The sequence below is a fragment of the Faecalicatena contorta genome (assembly GCF_022835095.1).
In the GTDB taxonomy this organism is placed as follows: domain Bacteria; phylum Bacillota; class Clostridia; order Lachnospirales; family Lachnospiraceae; genus Faecalicatena; species Faecalicatena contorta.
Genome location: NZ_BQNQ01000001.1, coordinates 4250449 through 4269202, shown reverse-complemented (window position 1 = coordinate 4269202; position 18754 = coordinate 4250449). Strand labels below are relative to the sequence as shown.

At 42.7% G+C, this 18754-nt stretch carries 17 protein-coding genes; 16 read left to right on the top strand and 1 reads right to left on the bottom strand.

Annotation, left to right across the window (positions count from 1 at the left end):
* Positions 1–10: 10 nt before the first annotated feature.
* The 10 genes from MWG26_RS19125 (at position 11) to MWG26_RS23090 (ending at position 8889) form a co-directional block, all read left to right on the top strand.
* Positions 11–1222, top strand: a complete 1212-nt coding sequence (locus tag MWG26_RS19125; protein ID WP_162149268.1) for a diaminopimelate decarboxylase family protein — start codon at positions 11–13, stop codon at positions 1220–1222.
* The gene (locus tag MWG26_RS19120; protein WP_309295991.1) at positions 1212–1415 is read left to right on the top strand and encodes an acyl carrier protein; all 204 of its coding nucleotides are present in this window, start codon (positions 1212–1214) and stop codon (positions 1413–1415) included. The genes MWG26_RS19125 and MWG26_RS19120 overlap by 11 nt, the downstream gene beginning before the upstream one ends.
* A 1-nt stretch (position 1416) precedes the next feature.
* Positions 1417–3006 (top strand): MBOAT family O-acyltransferase, encoded by a 1590-nt coding sequence (locus MWG26_RS19115; protein WP_025656035.1) that lies wholly within the window; start codon positions 1417–1419, stop codon positions 3004–3006.
* Positions 2993–3991, top strand: a complete 999-nt coding sequence (locus tag MWG26_RS19110) for a hypothetical protein (RefSeq protein WP_025656036.1) — start codon at positions 2993–2995, stop codon at positions 3989–3991. The genes MWG26_RS19115 and MWG26_RS19110 overlap by 14 nt, the downstream gene beginning before the upstream one ends.
* Complete coding sequence (locus MWG26_RS19105; RefSeq protein ID WP_025656037.1) at positions 3981–4568, top strand: TVP38/TMEM64 family protein; 588 nt, start codon at positions 3981–3983, stop codon at positions 4566–4568. Before MWG26_RS19110 ends, MWG26_RS19105 begins: the two co-directional genes overlap by 11 nt.
* Before the next feature lie 103 nt (positions 4569–4671).
* Positions 4672–5310 (top strand): CDP-alcohol phosphatidyltransferase family protein, encoded by a 639-nt coding sequence (locus MWG26_RS19100; RefSeq protein ID WP_025656038.1) that lies wholly within the window; start codon positions 4672–4674, stop codon positions 5308–5310.
* On the top strand, positions 5307–6152 hold the full coding sequence (locus tag MWG26_RS19095; RefSeq protein ID WP_117440606.1) for a phosphatidylserine decarboxylase: 846 nt from the start codon (positions 5307–5309) through the stop codon (positions 6150–6152). Before MWG26_RS19100 ends, MWG26_RS19095 begins: the two co-directional genes overlap by 4 nt.
* Complete coding sequence (locus MWG26_RS19090) at positions 6145–6861, top strand: response regulator transcription factor (RefSeq protein ID WP_117440607.1); 717 nt, start codon at positions 6145–6147, stop codon at positions 6859–6861. The genes MWG26_RS19095 and MWG26_RS19090 overlap by 8 nt, the downstream gene beginning before the upstream one ends.
* A complete protein-coding gene (locus tag MWG26_RS19085; protein ID WP_025656039.1) occupies positions 6842–8164 on the top strand; it encodes a sensor histidine kinase in 1323 nt (440 codons plus the stop codon). Before MWG26_RS19090 ends, MWG26_RS19085 begins: the two co-directional genes overlap by 20 nt.
* 272 nt (positions 8165–8436) lie before the next feature.
* Positions 8437–8889, top strand: coding sequence for a DUF3795 domain-containing protein (locus MWG26_RS23090; RefSeq protein ID WP_025656040.1), 453 nt, complete (start codon positions 8437–8439; stop codon positions 8887–8889).
* A 179-nt stretch (positions 8890–9068) separates the two neighbouring features.
* Here the strand turns inward: MWG26_RS23090 and MWG26_RS19075 are convergent, their stop codons facing one another.
* The gene (locus MWG26_RS19075) at positions 9069–9932 is read right to left on the bottom strand and encodes an AraC family transcriptional regulator (RefSeq protein WP_025656041.1); all 864 of its coding nucleotides are present in this window, start codon (positions 9930–9932) and stop codon (positions 9069–9071) included.
* 272 nt (positions 9933–10204) lie between these two features.
* Between MWG26_RS19075 and MWG26_RS19070 the strand changes: the two genes are divergently transcribed.
* The 6 genes from MWG26_RS19070 (at position 10205) to MWG26_RS19045 (ending at position 18751) form a co-directional block, all read left to right on the top strand.
* Positions 10205–11362: a uroporphyrinogen decarboxylase family protein gene (locus MWG26_RS19070; protein ID WP_025656042.1), complete on the top strand. Its 1158-nt coding sequence runs from the start codon at positions 10205–10207 to the stop codon at positions 11360–11362.
* 122 nt (positions 11363–11484) lie between these two features.
* Positions 11485–12150, top strand: coding sequence for a response regulator transcription factor (locus tag MWG26_RS19065; protein ID WP_025656043.1), 666 nt, complete (start codon positions 11485–11487; stop codon positions 12148–12150).
* Position 12151: 1 nt separating this feature from the next.
* A complete protein-coding gene (locus tag MWG26_RS19060; protein WP_025656044.1) occupies positions 12152–13078 on the top strand; it encodes a sensor histidine kinase in 927 nt (308 codons plus the stop codon).
* A 97-nt stretch (positions 13079–13175) separates the two neighbouring features.
* Positions 13176–13898 carry an ABC transporter ATP-binding protein gene (locus MWG26_RS19055; protein WP_025656045.1) on the top strand — a complete coding sequence of 241 codons (723 nt, stop codon included), beginning with the start codon at positions 13176–13178 and terminating at the stop codon, positions 13896–13898.
* A gap of 3 nt (positions 13899–13901) precedes the next feature.
* Positions 13902–16730 carry an ABC transporter permease gene (locus tag MWG26_RS19050; protein WP_240285544.1) on the top strand — a complete coding sequence of 943 codons (2829 nt, stop codon included), beginning with the start codon at positions 13902–13904 and terminating at the stop codon, positions 16728–16730.
* A gap of 284 nt (positions 16731–17014) precedes the next feature.
* Positions 17015–18751 carry a sensor histidine kinase gene (locus MWG26_RS19045; RefSeq protein WP_025656046.1) on the top strand — a complete coding sequence of 579 codons (1737 nt, stop codon included), beginning with the start codon at positions 17015–17017 and terminating at the stop codon, positions 18749–18751.
* Positions 18752–18754 lie beyond the last annotated feature (3 nt).

Below are 18754 nucleotides of genomic sequence, written 5' to 3'. Positions count from 1 at the left end.
TGAAATGGATATGGAATATTTGGAATATGGAATTGTGAGATATGGTACACCTCTCTATGTATTCAATATGGACGAAATGAAAGACACGGTATTGTGCATTCGGAATGAACTGGCAGGGAAGGCAGGGCTTTGTTTTGCTATGAAAGCCAATCCATTTCTAACAAGGCAGATGACTGCCCTAATAGACCGGATTGAAGTCTGCTCAATGGGAGAATTTGAAATTTGTAGAAAACTTGAAATCGAGCCTGAAAAAATACTGATATCAGGGGTGCTGAAAGAAAAAGAGGACATCTATTCAATTCTGAGATATTACAAGGGAGCATGTACCTATACCATTGAATCTTTGAATCAGTTCCACGCCTTTGCAGATTGGTGTGATGCGAATAATGAAGTGATTCATGTATATCTCAGACTGACTAGTGGAAATCAGTTTGGCATGGAGGCGGAAATCATTCAAAATATAGTTTCCATGAGAGATAAGTGTCCGTTTCTGAAAATTCAGGGAATTCATTACTTTTCCGGAACACAGAAAAAATCAATGGAAAAGATAAAAAAGGAGTTGACATATCTGGATGTTTTTCTTAGGGAACTGGAAAAAAGATCCGGATTTCAAATAGAAGAATTGGAGTATGGACCTGGAATTCCTGTTTCATATTTTGATGGACAGCAGGATATGGTGGAGGAGAACATCCGTATGATTGCCGCTCAAATTCTGGCAATGCAATGGAAAGGAAGTGTCATGCTGGAGATGGGTCGTGCACTTGCAGCAAGATGTGGATACTATCTGACTAGCGTTAAAGATATTAAGCGGAACAACGGCAGGAATTATTGTATCGTAGATGGGGGGATTCATCAGATTTATTATGATGGACAGATTAGAGGTATGTATTGTCCGAAATTTCAGGTAATCCCAGCGCACGAGTATGGGATAGAAAAAACATATACCGTCTGCGGTTCTCTCTGTACGGTTAATGATATATTGGTGCAGAATGTGGCAATTAAAAATTTAAGGGTTGGCAATGTGCTGATTTTTGAACGTGTGGGAGCTTATGCAATGACGGAGGGAATGGCGATGTTCTTAAGCCATGAATTACCGCAGGCTGCGTTTTATAGTAAAGAAATGGGATGGAAGCTGGCAAGGAAAAAACTGGAGACATATAAATGGAATATGGAGGATAAGATAGACGATGGAAGCATTGATGAACATTTTAATGGAAATTGATGAAAGTATTGATTGGAAGAAGGAAAATTCATTGATTGACGACAGGCTGTTGGATTCTTTCGGAGTAATTTCTCTTATCTCGGAGCTTGAAGAAGTATTTGCTATTGAAATAGAGGCGGAGGAAATTGTTCCTGAGAATCTGAACTCTGCGGATGCTATATGGAAAATGGTGCAGAGGTTAAAGGGGAACTGATATGGCTTATCATACGTCCATATATTTATTCCTCTTTCTGCCGGCAGCACTTCTTGCCTATCAGCTGACACCTAAAAAGTTCCGATGGATGACATTATTGCTATGTGGCTATACGTTTTTCTGGACGGTCAGCGGGAAACTGGTTTTCTATCTGATGGGGACGACATTGGTAACCCATTACATAGGCATATGGATTTCTTTAGTAAAGCTTCAGTGTAAAATGAATATAGCAGGATTGCACGGAGAAGAAAGCCATGCCATTAAGAAACAATATAAGAAAAAAGAGAAACGAATACTGGCTGGCGGAATTTTTATACTGGTATCTGTACTTGCATATCTAAAATACTATAATTTTTTCATACAAAATGCGAATATTCTACTGCATGGTGTAGGAAGCCAACTTTTACTAGAGGCTAAAATACTGGTGCTTCCCATTGGAATCTCCTTTTACACCTTACAGGCTATCGGTTATATAATAGATGTCTATTGGGGTAAAATCGACGGACAGCAGCATCCAGGGAAGGTGGCATTATTCCTTGGATTTTTTCCACAGATTATGGAAGGACCAATCAGCCTGTATTCCCAGACTGCAGATACACTTTGGGCAGGGACTTCCCTAAGAGGAGAAAATATATCTAAAGGCTGTATCAGGATTCTGTGGGGATTATTCAAAAAAATGGTCATTGCAGACCGTCTCTATGTGTTGGTACAGGCTGTTTTTGAGCATTATGAGAATTATCATGGAGTGATAATTGCAGTTGCGGCTGTGGCCTATACCATCCAGCTCTATATGGAATTTTCGGGGTGTATGGATATCATCATAGGGAGTGGCAGAATGTTCGGTATGACTTTGCCTGAAAATTTCTGTCAGCCCTTTGCCTCAAAAAATGCAGCAGAATTCTGGAGACGGTGGCATATCACGCTGGGCGTATGGTTTAAAACCTATATTTTTTATCCGGTATCGGTATCTGCAGCAGTAAAAAAATGGAATAAATTTGGGAAAAAACATTTGGGGAAGTACATCACAAAACTTGGTGTCTCTGCGTTTTGCCTATTTCCAGTGTGGCTGTTTAACGGTCTGTGGCATGGCCCAAGGTGGAGTTATATTTTCTATGGGATGTATTATTTTGTGATTCTCCTGGCCGGAGTCGCTCTTGAGCCGATCAGAAATAGAATCATAAAATATACCCATTTGAATGAGCATGCGTTTTATTATAAGGTTCCCCAGATTTTAAAAACTTGGCTTATTATATTTGTTGGAGAACTGTTTTTCCGGGCAAATGGTCTGGCTGCCGGATTTCGGATGTTTAGAAGTATGTTTCAGAATTTCGAGTTGCAGAAATTATGGGATGGGACGCTGCTTACCTTTGGATTGGACCAGGCAGACTATTATGCCATTATAGCTGGGTGTATGGTGGTGGCCGTGGTCGGAATGATAAAAGAAAGGAGTCTGCTGGGTGAAGAAGGAATCGGGAAATTGTGTCTTCCGTTCAGATGGGCGGTCTATTATGGACTCATTCTGGCGGTGGTAATCTTTGGAGCCTACGGAAGCGGTTATCAGCAGGTGGACATGATTTATGCGGGATTTTAAAAGAATACGAAAAAGAGCAGGAAAACGGTTTGTATTTTTTACGGTTCTGATTGTAATTTTAGTAGGTGTATCAGAAAAAATAGAACTGACATACATAGAAAATGATAATTTGGTTCAGAGCAGGAATAAAAGTACCTTTCGGATTTTAAGGGAGCCGGAGAACAGCATAGATGTGATTGTTGTAGGTGATAGTCTTAGTTATTCATCAGTCTCGCCAATGGATTTGTGGAAGAATCATGGGATTACTGCTTATGTTTGCGGCCAATCAGGACAAAAGATACAGGAAACATACCATATGCTGGAAAATGCATTTACTGCACAATCGCCCAAGCTGGTTATATTGGAAACAAATACTATGTTCAGGGGAAGATTGGGGCAGGAACTGACTAACCTAAAAGAAACACTGGAAGAATGGGCGAACAACTATATCCCTATTTTCCGGGGGCATGATATCTGGAAATCTTTTGTGATGGATAAAGAGTATCCAGAAGAAAATTTCAAAGGTTTTGCGTTACGGTGCGGCATACAGCCATATGAAAAAGGCGATTATATGCTGGAGACCGAGCAGAAAGAGGAAATTCCGCCTACGGTAATAAATTATATGGAGATTATCATAAGCCTTTGCAAGCAAAATGGGGCCGAACTGCTTCTATTGGGAACGCCGTCTCCATTGAATTATAACTATCGGAGGCACAATAGCATTGATGTATATGCAAAGGAGCACGATCTGGAATATCTGGATATGAATATGAAACTAAAAGAAGTTGAGATTGACTGGAATACTGACACTTTGGATAAAGGTGATCATCTGAATCTGTCGGGTGCCAGGAAGGTTACACAATATCTGGGAGGATTTTTAGTTAAGCAGTATGCGCTCCCTGACCACAGGGGCGAGAGGTTCTATACTGCATGGATGAAAGAAGCGGAAGATTATACAAAGAAAATGGAAAAATCGTTGAAGGTGATTAGGAATAATGAGAATTAAGCAAACGGAAAGCTGGAAAAAGTGGACAACAGCGCTATTTCTGCTTGTATGTCTGGTCTTTTGTGCATTGCTTTTTAAAGCATATTTGGATGGAAAGTTCGACTCTGTTGATACTCTGCAAAAGTACGTCGCGGGATTTGGTTTGATGGCCCCGGTCATTCTGACAGCCATTCAGGCAGCGCAGGTAGTGCTGCCGATTCTGCCAGGATTCTTAGGATGCGTTGTCGGAGCCGTCATGTTTGGTTGTATGGGTGGTTTTTGGTGCAATTATATTGGAATTTCCGCAGGATCTATTATTGCGTTTTTACTGGCAAGAAGATATGGGCGGGGATTAGTCGGCAAAATGTTTCCGGGGGAACGGTATGAAAAGTGGGCGGACTGGGCAGCTAAAAGTAAATCCTATACCGGGATTCTATTTCTTGGCATGGTGCTGCCGTTGTTTCCAGACGATTATTTTTGCTATTTTACCGGAATTACCAAAATGAGTGTCCGCAAATTTGTGACGATTATTGTTTTGGGAAAACCCTGGTGTATTTTTGTATACAGCTTGATATTTTCCGGCTCACTCGGTAGATAGAACTGATATATAATAAAAGGGGAATTCTGCGGATAAGCATGGGCACTCCATATGGCAGAAGGAAGCTGTCATTGCAAACCGCAGGGAAAGGTTGAGAAGAGAGATGGAAGAAAGAAAAAAACTATGTGGATACTATAATTATACGGTCGTTTTGACTTATTTGGGCATGCTTATGGGGTTTACAGGAATTGTGCTTGTAACTGAAGGCAAATACCGGGAGGCAGTTATCTGCCTGATGATTTCCGGAATCTGCGATATGTTTGATGGGACAGTTGCAGCGACAAAACAAAGGGATGTAAGGGAAAAACAGTTCGGGATTCAGATTGATTCTTTAAGCGATCTGATTTGCTTCGGCATTCTCCCGGCTTTGCTTACATACAGTATCAGCGGCAAAACATATCTTTCTTTTTTGACAGCAGCTTTGTATGTGTTATGTGCACTGATTCGTTTGGCATATTTTAATGTTATGGAAGAGGAAAGGCAGGAAAAAGAAGGCGGTAGACGGGCGTGGTATCTGGGACTCCCAGTTACTGCAGCAGCATTGGTTGTGCCTGTCTGCTATATGATAGAAAATAAACTGGCTTATGGAGGAACTCTGCAGACAGTTCTTGTCATGATGGCTGTGGCATTTGTACTGCCTATTAAAATAAAGAAACCGTATCTGGCAGGAAAAATTGGTATTATATTTACGGGAGTGGTAGAATTTGTTATCCTGTTATTGGGGCTGGGATTAGAAGTATGAAGAAAGATACGCTGTTTATCCGATTTTTATATCATACGATTCCCGGACGGAGCATTTTGAAAAGAATTGTAAAACCCCAGGTATCAAGAAAAGTGAGTATTTTTTTGAATTCCAGGTTTTCCCGATGGCTTGTACCGCTGTTTGTGAGAAAGTATCGGATTGATTTAAATGGGTATGAAAAGGAAAACTATACCTCTTTTAATGACTTTTTTACACGCAGACGGCGTGCAGCACGGATTGATATCACACCGGAGCACCTAATCAGCCCTTGTGATGGGTATCTGACCGTATATCCAATTGGAAAAAACAGCACTTATCGAATCAAGCATATTGAGTATCATTTAGAACAACTGCTGGAGAACAGAGAATTGGCGAAACATTTTTCCGGTGGATGGTGTTTGATTTTTCGGTTAACGCCGAAGAATTACCATAGGTATTGCTATGTCTGTGAAGGGATTCTGCGAGAATGCCGGAAAGTAGAAGGGAAGCTGCATTGTGTACGCCCGGTGGCATACACTTCGACACCGGTTTTTATAGAAAACTGCCGAGAATATGTGGAAATAGAATCTGACTTTTTAGGACATATAATACAGATGGAAATCGGAGCACTTTTAGTAGGAAGGATTCAGAATTACCCCTGCAGTTCTAAAGTGCTGCAGGGACAGGAGAAAGGGTATTTTGAGTTTGGCGGTTCCAGCATCGTTATACTTTTGGAAAAAAACCGCGTAAAAATAAAGAATGAAATACAGGAACGTTCCCAGCGTGATGAGGAAACAGAAGTGTATCTGGGAGAACAGATAGGCAGCATTCAAAAAGAAAGGGGAAGTACAGTATATGAGTAAAGAACGTGTACTGCTTGTGGAAGATGATGCGGATATCCGGGAAGGTGTCCGCATTTTATTAGAAAGCGAAAATTACAGCGTTACAGAGGCGGAGAATGGCAGACAGGGTCTGGAACATTTAGATGAAAATACGGATTTGGTTATTCTTGATGTAATGATGCCTGGTTTGTCAGGACTGCGGACCTGTGAAGAAATCAGGAAGGTTTCTAATGTTCCGGTACTCTTTCTTACCGCAAAAGCACAGGAGTCAGATAAGTTAATAGGATTGATGGCAGGGGGGGATGATTATCTGCCGAAACCTTTCTCTTATGCGGAGCTTCTGGGAAGGGTAAAGGCATTGCTGCGCCGGTACAACGTCTATATGGGAAGAAATGTGCCGGAAATGGGTAAAGAAGAGCCATATTTAGAAAATGGAGGTATTAAGATACATGAAACTTTTAATGAAGTGTATGTCGATGGTATGGAAAAAGAAATGTCGGATATTGAATACCACATGCTTTTGTTAATGATGCAGCATCCGAGAAAAATATTTTCGGCACAGAACCTCTATGAAAGTGTGTGGGAAGAACCGTATTTTTATTCCTGTAACAGCACGGTAATGGTGCATATCCGGAAACTCCGGGTAAAAATAGAGAAAGATCCGAAACACCCGAAGTACATCAAAACCATATGGGGAAAGGGGTATAAGTTTGACGCGGGAAACGAGTAGAAGAAATTCCATTTATACACAGTTACTGCGTCTTTTGATTGTATCAGCAGTTGCAGCGCTGGCCATGTTTTGTGTTCTGGATATTGCGGGGCAATACTTAACTGACTATTATGTGGAAGGGACAAATTACGTTGAAAAGAAGAATCAAAGATATGTGGTAAAACTTCAGGAATATGTTGAGCAGCAAAATCTCTCAACCAGAGATACCAGTAAGTTGAATGAGTGGGTAAAAAAGCAGCAGTTATTGTTCATCCGTATGTATAAAGATAAAATACAGGTATTCAATTCACAATATCCGGGGCAGGAAATATGGGAGGAAGAGATTGCAGCTGAAAACTATGAATGGGAGAGCTCCTATATGGTAGAATTTTCAGATGGTGCGGTGGAAGTCATCATAACAGGCGCATATATCTATCAGTTTTATAATTATGTTATGATAGGTGAGATAATACTTTCTTTTGTCCTGTTTCTTCTGCTTGTCCTTTTAGGCATTCGTCGGAAAATGGATTATATTCGAAAACTAAGAGATGAGATTGAAATTTTAGAGAGTGGTAGTTTGGATTATAAGATTACGGTAAAGGGAAAAGATGAATTATCTGAACTGGCAGAAGGACTGGACAGCATGCGGCTTTCTTTTGTCAGCCTGATACAGCAGGAAGCCGAGATGGTAAGAGAAAATCAGAGGATTGTTACGGAGATGTCCCATGACCTGCGGACACCAGTAACCTCTATCATGCTTTATACGGAAATCTTGAAGAAGGGAAAGTATAAGAGTGAGGTACAGTTTAAAGAGTATCTGGATAAGATTGACCTGAAAGCTCATCGCATGAAACAGTTGACAGACCACCTTTTTGAATATTCTCTGATTGCAGGCGGGGGCGAGATAGAGCTGGAAGAACCAGAGCAGTATGAAGTTTTGTTTTACGATTTGTTTTCAGAAATATGCAGCTTTCTTGAGCAGAAAGGTTTTCTGGTTGTATTTCATGTGGACTGGGTGGACTGTGTTATACAGATTTCAACCGATTATGTGATGCGGATTTTAGACAATGTGACTTCTAATATTGTGAAGTATGCCGACCCGTCAGCACCGGTGGAGATTTCTTCCGTTCAGGAAGAGCATATGGTCGGTTTTTCTGTCAAAAACAGTATTCAGAGGTCAGAAAAAAAGCCGGAAAGCACTGGGATTGGAATACAGAATATAAATAATATGATGCAGAAAATGGGTGGAAAATCTATTGTTCAAGAAGATGAAAAGCAGTTCCGGTTAGTGCTGCTGTTTCCTTGCTTAGAAAATAAATGTTAGGAAAAGTTTTGTCCCTTTACGGTGCTGTGTAGTCCCTATCTGTCCGCAAGACTGCAAACATGTTGTAAGAAATCTTGAATAAATGTCTGGAATCTGTTATGATCTATACAGAAAAGGGAACAACCGCCCACGAGTGGTTCGACCTGTGAAAGAAGTAGAAAATACCACCCTGACACCTAGCCAAAGTTTCAAGGGTGGTTTTTCTATTTAAAAGGGTGGAAATGTGATAAAGTTGAAACCAGAAAGAATAAAGGTAGACGAGGGTGTGTGTGATGAAAATGCCAACAGAAAACATTAATAAGGGTATGTTTGCTCCCTGTGGTATGAACTGTATGGTTTGTTATAAGCATTGTTATCATAAAAAGCCTTGCGCGGGTTGTTTAAACAGCGATACGGGGAAGCCTGAACACTGCCGCAAATGCAAGATAAAAGATTGTGCCAAGGCGAAAGGGCTGTCTTATTGTTTTGCATGTTCCGAATATCCCTGTAAGCCCATCAAAAACCTTGAAAAAAGCTACAACAAAAGGTATCAGGCGAGCCTTATGGAGAATAGTGAAGTTGTTCGTCAACACGGGTTGGAAAGGTTTATGGAAATGCAGAAACGGAAATATACGTGTCCAAAATGCGGCGGTATTATTTCTGTCCATGACAGAGAATGCAGTGAGTGTCAGGAAAGCATGAAAGTGGAGAATACCGTTGTGGACGAACTTAAGCGGAATTTGTAGCAGATCTTATTAGGATTAACGGAGGAAATAACGAATGCAAAACTTTCTCAAAACATTGACAAGCGAAAGTAAAAATGCGGCGCTGCCTGAAGAATTTAATTTTTTCGGGAAGCTGATCGGCAGTTGGAAAATCGACTATATAGATAATAGTAATTCCCGCTCAATTCAGGGGGAATCAGCTATCTTAATTTCCGACGAAACGCGGATGGAGTCTGCCCCGTATACTGTTTGAATACACCGGCAAAGTGCTGGCTGGAAGAAAAGCCGAGGGAGTGCGAAATATCGGTAACTGACATTTCAGAACCGGCAAGCAGTTCCTGGGCTTTATCAATTCTTAGGCGCTGTAAATAGTCATAAGGTGAAAAGCCGGTACTCCTCCGGAATTTCCGCTGAAACTGGGGCGGTGAGAGATGGATCAGACCGGCCAGGAATTCCGAACGGCAGCTTTCGGCAAGATGTGCGCCCATATAGTCGATAATAGTCCGGATATCCTCTGGGATCGTATCGGTTCCGGTATTCTCTGTCTGCAATAACCTGGATAAGTGATAAAAAAGCTCAGTCAGGAGACTGACCGTCCGTGCCCGGCAAAATGGAGAAGGAGTCGTACTGATGGATAGGAGTTCATCCATCAGCTTCTTCAAAATGGGAATTCCCCGGAATAACCGTGTCTGGATTGAATAAAGCGTGTCGCGGATACAATCGGATGCAGCGTCGTCCAGACCAAGGAAATTTCGGGTGTCAGGCATACAGGAAAAGATGAGATAGTAAAATTTTGATTTTTCTTCTGTCCATAAGCCGGTACTGTGCAGTTCGTTCGGCATGGCTATAAAGATATCGCCGCTGTGCACATCATACAGGCGGCCCCCCAGTTCATAGTGCTGCCGGCCTTCGAAGTGGTAGCACAGCTCAAAACAATCCTTATGCAGGTGCGGCTTCAGCGGAGCGTTGTCAGATCCCCGGTATTCGACGCGGGACATCAGGTGAAGGTTGGGAATATCCAACCCGGAAAAATCTGTGGTTATTCGAACATTCTGGGAGTTCATCTGGATTACCTCCTGACAGATTCTGGAAAGACGTATAAAATGGTTTATTTACTCGGCAAAGCCTGCGGCAGCAGATATTTTGATCAGCTTTACCCAAAGGACATCCTGTTTTCCATGCCTTTGGGATACCGTTTTACTGTATCATGGGATAAAAGAAATGTCAATTTGGCCGAAAAAATGTACAGAATCAAAGGATGATCATATCTTGGAAGACGCGCTGTGGATTCCTGTATAAACTGTTAGTATACAGTGTAGAGAAGGAGCGTGTTAACATGAACTATGAAAAGCATAATGAGGAAGTCCGCAGACTTTTGCAGCAGGCGGAAGAAGGCAAATGTGAGCGTGTAATGATGGAGCTTGCGATGAATCCACGGATGATCATCTCGGATCCAATGCTAAACCCGCGCCGGATTACGTTTGAGGAATACTTAAAGAATCCACAGATCATGCTGGAGATTCAATGCCAGTTCCAGGAATACTGTGCGGAATCACTCATAAGCGACCGCATCATGGGCTTTGAGAATCTGCAGGAGATAACACCGTACCCGGATTTTCAAAATGTTCTGGAAGGGGCCTGTCTGGGCTGTGAGATTGCATTCCATGGGTGCAATGAACCAGGCACAAAAGTATGCGCGGATGAAACGACGAAATATGAACTTTTAAAAAATACGCGTCCCCTGACGGATCCTCTCGGCGGAATTGTAAGTACACTTTTGTCCCACTATGAGTTTTTTAAAAAGAAGCGGGAGGAAGGATACACGTACAAAGGAAAGCCCCTGGGCAGCCCGGGGATGGCGGGGATGGGAACAGATGGACCCTTTACCATCGCGTGCAGCCTGATCGGCGCTACGCAGGCCTGTATGGATCTCTATGTGGATCAGGATTATATGATGGAGCTGCTGGATTATATTACGGAGGCGGTTATTGCGAGGAATAAGGCCCTGCGCCGCTGCTATGGCCAGCCGGAAAAATCAAAATCCTTTGGGTTTGCCGACGACAGCATTGCATTGCTGTCCCTGGATACCTATACAGAGCTGATACTGCCTTTCCACAAAAAGATGATGCGTGAACTGTGTACAGGGGAGGAGCCGGGCTGGATCCATCTCTGCGGGGACGCTTCCCGGTTCTTCCCCACACTGGTGAGGGAACTGAACGCCGGTACTTTCGATACGGGCTTCCCCATTGACCATGGCAGGGTAGTTCGCGAGCTGGGACCTGATATCACGGTTAAAGGTGGTGTCCATGTCGAGACGCTGCGTGCCGGCACGGCGGAGGAAGTCGCCAATGCGGTGAAAACTATTTTAGAAGCTGTCAAACCCTTCACGCGGAAGTTTATCATCAAGGAGGCAAACAACCTGTCTCCGGGGACACCGCCGGAAAATCTGTCTGCGATGCATGAGGCGGTACGGCGTTATGGGTACTATAAGTAAAATAAGCACGGAGCAGGAAACTGCTCCGCATTTTATTGCCATTCATGGTAGAATAAATGAAAAAGAGTAACAGTTCAGGCATGCCTGAACCATTACGAAAAGAAATCATTAGGAGAAGTGCAATGACAATTGGAATTATAGAAGACGATCTATTATTGAATCAGGCTTTGGATATTGCCCTGCAACATGCAGGCTTTCATACCATATGTGCACATACAAAGAAGGAGGCCCTGTCCCTGCTGGGGAAGAAGGAGGGCCTGCTATTAGTGGATATCGGACTCCCGGACGGGGATGGAATCGCACTGTATCAGGACCTCCGAAAAAAACGGGACATTCCCGCCATTTTTCTGACGGCAAGGGATGAAGAGCAGGACATGCTGGCCGCGTTTGACATGGGTGCGGATGATTATGTGGTGAAACCATTTTCTATGAAAGTGCTATTGAAAAGAATCAACGCGGTATTCAAACGCAGCAGCGAAGAGCAGATGCTTTCCTGCCGGGATATAGCGCTGTATCCAGACAGAAAACAAGTCTTCTTAAAGGAACAGGAGATCGCGCTGACCGCGAAGGAGTATCAGCTGTTGGAGTATCTGATGAGGAATCAGGGCCAGGTGCTGACAAAAGAAAATATCCTGGAGCAGATCTGGGGTCTGGATGGCCAGTTTGTGGTGGATAATACGGTCAGTGTCACAATTAACCGGCTTAGAAAAAAGATAGAACCGGATGCAAAACAGCCGGAGTATATTCATAATGTATTTGGGCTGGGGTATCGGATCGGAGGCAGATAGTATGTATTTTATCATGACCATATCCGTTCTGGCAGGGGGATTGTTTGGCAGCATCGGTATGTATTGCCTGCAGAGAAAACAGAGGGAGCAGGAACTGAATAAGATAATAGAGCTGACCCATGAGATTCTGAATGAACGGGAAATAAAAGCCTCTGCTTCGGGAGAAGAGACTTTGTACGCAAGGATTGAACATCAGCTGGTGCGGGTCCAGGAACTGATGCAGGGGAGAAAAGATGCAGCGGAAAGGAGCCGCGATGAGATACAGAAACTGATCGCGGAAATTGCGCATCAGATGCGGACGCCTTTGATGAACATGGAGACATATCTTGGGTTCCTGCAGGAAAATCTTGCCGGGCAGTCTCTGCAGTATGCGGCTGCGATTGAGAATAGCGAGCAAAAATTACATTTTCTTGTAGAAAGTTTTATCAAAATGTCCAGGCTGGAGCAGCATATCATCCAGATTAAGAAAGAAGAAAAGGATATACTGAAAACGCTCCGGAATTCCCTTGGACAGATTCAACCACAGGCAGAAACAAAGGGGATTCAGTTTGACATCTCTCTCCTGGAAAATGCAGCTTTCCTGCATGATCCTAACTGGCTGGGAGAGGCAGTCTTAAATATTCTGGAAAATGCTGTGAAGTACAGTGAAGCCGGAGGCAGGGTGGAAGTATCCATGTCACAAAATGAGATGTACCTGAAGATCCGGGTAAGAGATTATGGAATCGGCATCGGGGCAGGGGAAGAGAATCAGATTTTCCAAAGATTTTACCGTGGACAAGGTATTACCACCCAGGAAGGATTCGGGATCGGCCTTTATCTGTCGCGGGAGATCGTGAACAGACACGGAGGATTTCTGGTGGCGAAGAGAATGCATCCGGGGCTGATGCTTGAACTTTGTTTTCCTTCCACATTGTTAGAAGTTTGTTAGATTTACTCCGTATACTAGTCGTATGGCAGAAAACTGAATCAGGCTTCTGTGGCTATGATATGTAAGCTGCCAAATACAGAGCAGGAGAAAAGAATTTATGGAAATCGTGAAGGCCGCCAGTCTGAAAAAATATTATATCACAGATACTTATGAGGTCCACGCACTGGACGGGGTGACTCTTTCGGTGAGAGACGGTGAATTTGTGGCAATTGTCGGAACCTCGGGAAGCGGAAAAACAACGCTCCTGAATATGCTTGGAGGCTTGGATATCCCTACGGAGGGCGGTGTCTGGATTCGCGGGAACAGCCTGAAGGATATGGAGATTGAGGAGCGGACGGTATTTCGCAGAAGGAATATTGGATTTGTCTTTCAGCAGTATAATTTGGTGCCAGTACTCAGTGTCTATGAAAATATTGTGCTCCCGTTACGGCTGGATGGAGCAGAGATTGATTGCGAATTGCTGGAAGAGGTAACAAAACTTCTTGGAATCCATGAGAAATTAGAGCGGCTGCCCCAGACCCTGTCCGGCGGCCAGCAGCAGAGAGTGGCAATCGCCCGGGCGCTTCTGGCCAAGCCGGCTATCCTGCTGGCCGATGAACCTACCGGTAATTTGGATTCCGCCACAAGTACTGAGGTGGTGGGGCTTTTAAAATCCTGTGCGGAAAAATACCATCAGACGATAATCGTAGTGACCCATCAGGAGGAAGTGGCGCAGATGGCAGACCGTGTCATCCGGATGGAGGACGGCAGAATCTGCAGCAGGACAGACTGTGGGAAATGTATACAGAACAGCGACACAAGCAGTGGGCAGGAGGGGTAAGTTATGGCAGGAAAAGGATTTACCTCGAATCAAAACAAACAGGTAGTTAAAATGCTTTCAAGGGAGATTGGCAAATGCAATAAGGGCAGAAACCGGATTCTCCTGGGAACGGTTATTTTGTGTATTGTTACGCTGACCATGGTATTTGGAATCTCATTCGGAAAGGTTCAGGCAGAATATACAAAGGCGGTAAGGGCGGCAGGAACCGCAGCATCAGTCTGCATCGGGGATGCGGACCAGTCTCAGTATGAGAAGGTTTGTTCCCTCAGTTATGTGAAGCGGGCAGGAAGGTGTGTAACTCTGGGAGAGGCGGCCGACGGTGATCAGTATATCTGCAAGATCCAGGCGCTGGATGATGCGGCGTGGGAGGAGATTAGGAAACCGGCTTATACGAATATTCACGGACACTATCCAAAGGAAAAGCAGGAGATCATGCTTTCTGCCAGGTCGCTGAAAAGTCTGGGTATTGATCATCCGGAGAAGGGGATGCGGATCGGCCTTACGGTAAGTCTCGGACTGCTTTGTACGAAACAGGAAGAATTCCGCCTCAGCGGCTGGTATACAGACTATGTGGGTGAGACGTCCAATTCTGCAGTGGGATATATATCAGAGCAGAAAGTGGAGGATTGGGGGTATCATGTCTGGGAAGAAGCAGATATTTTGATCTGTCAGTCAGATCATATGGACTGGCAAGAGACGGAAGAGCGTTTATATCAGGATGTATCAGGAAAGGCGTCTGAAGCGAAGATTACTGCTGCCAATACTTATGCCTACGATGCAGTCAATCGGCTGGCAGGAGGGTATGGCATGGCCGCATTTGGTGCGCTTCTCATCCTGTGCGGTATGTTTTTTCTGGTTCAAAATGTGATGCAGATCTCTATGGCAGGAGACATCCGCCAGATGGGGCTTTTAAATACGGTTGGGACAACGAAAAAACAGATGCATAGAATTTATTTGGGACAGATTCTTAGAATCTTAATTCCAGGGGTGCTGGCAGGGACACTTCTGTCGGCCTTTGTTTTGCTGGCAGTGATATCGGAGATACTGGGGAATCAATACTTAAGCGGATATGGAGGCGCGAAAGAACTGCAGATCTTTCGGCCGGGGCTTCTGGCGGCTTCCATCGTATTTACAGTGATGCTCACCGTAAGCGCAGCGGCAGGTGTCATTCACCACATCGTAAATATATCCTGTGTGGAGAGTATGAATTATACCGGTCTGGTAAGAAACAGGCAAAAGAAGGCAAAATGGAGAAAGACAGAAAAGAAACTGGTACGAATAAAACATAAGAGGCGAAAAAGAAGCGCTGCCGGGGAACTGTGGTACATGGCATGGCAGAATTTGACCAGACATCGGGGAAGATTTTTACTGACGGTGTTTTCCCTGTTTCTTGGGATGGAGACCTTTCTGGGGGCTGTTGTTATTACTAAGGGCAGTGATTATATACATGTGATCGAGCAGCGTCCGGATTTTCTGATTGCCGGTGAATTCAGTGAGTGGGGGAAGGAACAGGGATACGGACTGGAGTATAAATCGAGAGATGTGGGTGAAGATCCGATGCTGACAGAAGGGGATATTTTATACTTATTATATGGCAATTCCTATGATGAGTTTTCCCCTATTTCTTCAGAGGTCAGAGAAGCCTTGTTAAGCCTTGACGGGGTGGATCAAGAGAAGTCGTACATCATGGAGGGGGCTTATATGACTTCGACTATTTCCAGAAAAGGAGTGATGCCCTTACTGGATAAAAGAGATTCATTTAATAAAAACGCACCGGTAATAGAAGGCGCCGGATATGGTGAAAACTATGCCATGATTGAAGGCGGGCTTGAAGATGTCGTCCAGATTCTGAATGACGGGGAGATCACCGCTCTGCGGCAGTATGTGGAGGACAATCAACTGCCGGTGGATATGGACAGTCTGGAAAATGGAACAGGCGTGATGATTCTCCATGACCATCAGCTTTCACCAAAACAGGAGAGGCTGGCAAAGGAGAGTGTGGGAGAACCGCTGTATTTTACAACAATGCGGTCTAAGAAAGATTGGATGATTTGGGATCAGCTGAGTCCAAAGGAGAAAGACAGCGTAATAGAAGAAGAGGCACTTGGAGGAATACAGTCGGATATGTTCACTTTAAGCGGCTATCTGGATAACCGGGCGGAGGGATTTCCTGATATACGTCAGACCTGGCATGGGGCAGAGGGGCTGGTTTATTATCTGATCAGCAGGGAGGGCTTTGATAAGCTGCCTACGGAGAAAAAAACGCTTTATATGGAATTGAATGTGGATGAAAAAAGGGAGACAAAAATAAAGACAGAGATTCAAAATATGATATCCCGGGAGAACCGGAGGCGGGAAAAGATGACAGGAACAGGAGCAGACGAGGAGAACGGAGAGGCAGGAATCTTCTGTATCAGCAAATCGGACCTGCTGGCAGAGGCGGCCAATTATATCAGAGGGAACCGGCTGATTCTTGGAAGCATCAGCGCAGTCTTATTATTTGCAGGGCTGACGAACTATTTTAATGTTATGATCACCGGAATATTGTCCAGGAAAAGAGAACTGGAGGTTATGAAGAATGTGGGGATGACCCGGCGGCAGGAGCGAAGGATGCTGGCGGCGGAGGGGCTGTATTACTGCCTGATTGCGGCAGGTTTGATGTTGACGGTGGGAAGCGGGATCTTGAAGCTGATTTGTATCTATATGGAGCAAAGGCTTTCCTATTATGTGTCCAGATATCCGGTGGGATGGTCAATTGTACTGGTTGCCGGATTGGCGGGGATCTGCCTGGTAATACCGGAGATGATGTTTCGCAGGCAGAAAAAGGAATGATATAATCCATAGGGTACTTGATTTTTTCAAGTACCCTTTTTAAGTTAGGATTTTTAGATCAAAGTTGGATCAAAAGCGTTACTGTTCATATCCTGCAGGCGAGTATATTAACGCCGTCTGCCTATTGAAAGATACCGCTAATGGCACTTATGAAATTTTTTTGAAACGGAATCGAAAATAATAACAAAATATCAAAAATTTTGTAGGTACATTAAAAGGTATTTATGCTAGAATTATATTATGTAATAGAAAATTGTGTATTGGAAAATATAAATAGGTGAGCTATGAATAAGAAAAAAGATGGAAAACGTACGATTCAACAAAATATGATTTTTTTACTATCTTGTATTATAGTTCTATTGGGAATTTCCATCATTGCTAACGAATATAACCGGGTCTATAAAATAAATATTGAAAAAATAAATGCGTATACAAATGAAACGGCACGTAATTTAGAAGAAGCATTTGAGTTTGTATCAAATACAATAGTTTTAGCAGCAACAGAAACGAGTGTTCTTGAATGGTGTAAGGACCCTTCTTATTTTGAAGAAAAAAATGAAAACTATGTTTTTAATCGGAACAGATATAAAGAGGAACTTAAAAAGGTTTTTAACTATAGCTCAGCTTGGAATAATAGGGGGATAGCATACATTTCTGTATTTGAAAATGATAAGTTATTGTTATATACATATACGGTTCCTAAAAAAGACATTATTATAGAGAGGCATTTACAAGAAGTATACGATAGTGAACAAATCAACAATATATATAATACGGGATTGTATTATTTTCTATCACCAGTTCCTAAGGACGACACGATGTATGCTGCTCTCAAAATAGCAGCACCAAAGGAGCGGGAGAGTAATTTAATTATTTTATTAGGGATTAATAATGATGCGATAGAAAATACGTATGAAGGCAAAATTGAATATGATACAATGCTAACACTTATTTTGGACGAAGATAATAAAAATTTGTATTCCCGTGATATGCAAGACGACGAATTTATAAAACAAGTTGCAAAATATAAAGACGTAAATGAAAGTATATTTTTCTATAAAGGAGTTGAATACGAATGTATTACTAAAAATATCAAAACAGTGAACCTAAGCCTGGTAAATGTTATCCCTAAGAATAGTATAAATAAAATGGTGCTGAAAGAGCTAACTATTATATTATATATGATATGTCTGGTATTTTTAATATCAATAATCGTAGTGTTTTGCATGTCTAAGAGAAATACACAGTTTATAAAAGATCTGGATGATGCAATGGAGGCTATTAAAGACGAGAATTATGCAATAAGGCTGAAACCATATTCAAATAAGGCAGAAAATGATTTGAGTGAAACATTTAATAATATGACTATGAAAATGGAAAAACTCATTAATGAAGAGTATAAATCTAAGATATTGTACCAGGAATTAGAGCTGGAAATGATACAACAGCAAGTAAACCCACACTTTCTCTTCAATATATTGACGATAATACAGATAAAAGCGAAAATGCTCCAGGATGATACAATATATCATATGTTGAAAGCACTTTCAGGCTTTTTACGTGCATCTCTATATTCAGAAAAAAATGCGAGAATTCCAATCGGAAAAGAATTGGAATATACCGAGTTTTATCTGTATTTACAAAAACAACGCTTTGAAGAGCAGCTTCAATACTCGATTTCACTGCCGGAACACTTGGGAAAATATGAGTTGCCACGTCTTACGATTGAACCGTTAGTTGAAAATTCAGTGATCCACGGTATGAATAATCTTAACAGGAGTATGGAGATTAAGATAAAAGTAGAAGAGGCGGAACATGCGATACGAATAGAAGTTTGTGATAATGGAATCGGATTTGATGTGGAATCTCTCCATACAGATGATTGTCATAGTTTAAAAAGAGAAAAGATAGGATTGCGGAATACCGGTACAAGATTACAGCTACTGTATAACAGTGAATTACATATTGAAAGTAAAATAGGAGAAGGGACAATTATTTGGTTTGAACTGCCAAAATATTAGAGG

Excerpts from the sequence above, each read along its gene's own strand:
- MWG26_RS19125 (WP_162149268.1), top strand. The coding sequence starts at position 11 with ATGGAATATTTGGAATATGGAATTGTGAGATATGGTACACCTCTCTAT.
- MWG26_RS19120 (WP_309295991.1), top strand. The coding sequence starts at position 1,212 with ATGGAAATTGATGAAAGTATTGATTGGAAGAAGGAAAATTCATTGATT.
- MWG26_RS19115 (WP_025656035.1), top strand. The coding sequence starts at position 1,417 with ATGGCTTATCATACGTCCATATATTTATTCCTCTTTCTGCCGGCAGCA.
- MWG26_RS19110 (WP_025656036.1), top strand. The coding sequence starts at position 2,993 with ATGCGGGATTTTAAAAGAATACGAAAAAGAGCAGGAAAACGGTTTGTA.
- MWG26_RS19105 (WP_025656037.1), top strand. The coding sequence starts at position 3,981 with ATGAGAATTAAGCAAACGGAAAGCTGGAAAAAGTGGACAACAGCGCTA.
- MWG26_RS19100 (WP_025656038.1), top strand. The coding sequence starts at position 4,672 with ATGGAAGAAAGAAAAAAACTATGTGGATACTATAATTATACGGTCGTT.
- MWG26_RS19095 (WP_117440606.1), top strand. The coding sequence starts at position 5,307 with ATGAAGAAAGATACGCTGTTTATCCGATTTTTATATCATACGATTCCC.
- MWG26_RS19090 (WP_117440607.1), top strand. The coding sequence starts at position 6,145 with ATGAGTAAAGAACGTGTACTGCTTGTGGAAGATGATGCGGATATCCGG.
- MWG26_RS23090 (WP_025656040.1), top strand. The coding sequence starts at position 8,437 with ATGAAAATGCCAACAGAAAACATTAATAAGGGTATGTTTGCTCCCTGT.
- MWG26_RS19075 (WP_025656041.1), bottom strand. The coding sequence starts at position 9,932 with ATGAACTCCCAGAATGTTCGAATAACCACAGATTTTTCCGGGTTGGAT.
- MWG26_RS19070 (WP_025656042.1), top strand. The coding sequence starts at position 10,205 with ATGAACTATGAAAAGCATAATGAGGAAGTCCGCAGACTTTTGCAGCAG.
- MWG26_RS19065 (WP_025656043.1), top strand. The coding sequence starts at position 11,485 with ATGACAATTGGAATTATAGAAGACGATCTATTATTGAATCAGGCTTTG.
- MWG26_RS19060 (WP_025656044.1), top strand. The coding sequence starts at position 12,152 with ATGTATTTTATCATGACCATATCCGTTCTGGCAGGGGGATTGTTTGGC.
- MWG26_RS19055 (WP_025656045.1), top strand. The coding sequence starts at position 13,176 with ATGGAAATCGTGAAGGCCGCCAGTCTGAAAAAATATTATATCACAGAT.
- MWG26_RS19050 (WP_240285544.1), top strand. The coding sequence starts at position 13,902 with ATGGCAGGAAAAGGATTTACCTCGAATCAAAACAAACAGGTAGTTAAA.
- MWG26_RS19045 (WP_025656046.1), top strand. The coding sequence starts at position 17,015 with ATGAATAAGAAAAAAGATGGAAAACGTACGATTCAACAAAATATGATT.